This is a genomic window from Staphylococcus sp. 231237_7MaSpsaltlick, from assembly GCF_043107035.1.
The window spans coordinates 1-836 of record NZ_JBICNX010000204.1; the positions used below are offsets into that span (position 1 = coordinate 1).

General features: G+C 33.5%; 1 protein-coding gene. It reads right to left on the minus strand.

The window, feature by feature from the left end; genetic code table 11:
- The coding region (locus ACF91D_RS30925; RefSeq protein WP_392438582.1) for a hypothetical protein at nucleotides 1-836 on the minus strand (836 nt) is incomplete at both ends.

Genomic DNA, 836 nt, shown 5'->3' on the forward strand with positions numbered 1-836 from the left:
AATCTTCATCGAACTGTCTTCTAACCGGCTCGATGAATGATGCTGCTCATAGTTATCATTGCAATCGTTTTGTTGAGTTCTTGGTTGCATATAATGGTAACTTTCGGTAGCGTATTTCGTGCTATTTTGATTATTTGATAATTCACTACTTGTTTGATTACTTATAAATTGTTGTACTTTATGCTGATTATTTTTATACTGTTGTGCCTCTATACCTTGAATACGCCTATACCTATGGGGATATTCTTTTTTGTTTACATGTGTAAACTCCGGATTATGATCTGTAATGTACTCATTTGCTTTCAGTCGATTCGCGAGTGCAATATTCTCTTGAGTCGTGGGTGTTGTTCGTGTTGATTGTCTCTCCTCATTACCTTTGTCTTCCTTCGCTGTGTTATCAGTTTGCTGGTTATTTTCAATTTTCGATACAGATTCATTTGCATCTTTATTATTAGTTGTCAGAGACTGTTTATCAACAGTGGTTAAAACTTCGCTGGAAAATGCATTATCCTTGTTACTTTTTGAGTTTTTATTCTGTTCTAAAGAGGTGTTTTGTATGTTTTCTTTATTTACACTATTGTTTAAGTGCATCGTTGTGTCATTTGTTGTCGTTTCATTCTGTTGTTTCAATGACTTGGTATGGTTATGTATAGCAGCGTATTGCGCATTAAGATGCTGTTTATTTCCATTGTCCTTAATGAAGGGTTGTTTATTCTGTGTCGCACTCTTAATATTCAAGTTGTTATTTTGTCTATTTTTATTATCAAAATTCTCATTTGCACTAGCAATACTTCCACTAAAAGCCAATACTATAGTTGATATAACTACTGATGATA